This is a genomic window from Marichromatium sp. AB32 (assembly GCF_003718675.1).
Classification (GTDB): domain Bacteria; phylum Pseudomonadota; class Gammaproteobacteria; order Chromatiales; family Chromatiaceae; genus Marichromatium; species Marichromatium gracile.
This window is the reverse complement of the sequence record NZ_RHFJ01000154.1, coordinates 1-390: the sequence shown is the minus strand read 5'-3', so window position 1 is coordinate 390 and position 390 is coordinate 1. Positions and strand designations below refer to the sequence as shown.

The following is a 390-nucleotide window of genomic DNA, read 5'->3' as shown; positions in this document are numbered from 1 at the left end:
ATCTTGTTGCTTTTCATAATAACTCGCCTTTCGTAAAGTTAGCCCCTAACACCTCCTGTACTAGAGGAATGCCAGTTTGAACAACATCCAACCTGACTATTCAATGCTACTCCTTTCGCTACTTGTGAAATTTGACAAAGCTAACATTTACTACAACATCAAACGACGAGCTTATTTTTATCTTTCAGACACTTACTGGATTTTAAAACACTTACTAGCAAATCGTTCCACCGCTTACCAGGATATCGCTATCATGGGCAATACAAACTTGCGCCACCAGCCTTAGCCCTTCGACTATCATGTCCAAAGACATAGAAGGCTGACTGCCATCTGCTGCTTGTTCTGGCAATAATGGAATATGAACAAACCCGTGACGAATCGGATTGAGAT

1 protein-coding gene is annotated in these 390 nt (G+C 41.3%); it reads right to left on the bottom strand.

Annotated features, from left to right (window positions below; all coding sequences use genetic code 11):
- Positions 1-214: 214 nt before the first annotated feature.
- Entirely contained in the window at positions 215-379 is a 165-nt protein-coding gene (locus tag EBL85_RS17655; protein WP_223806205.1) for a hypothetical protein, read from the bottom strand.
- Between the last annotated feature and the right edge of the window lie 11 nt (positions 380-390).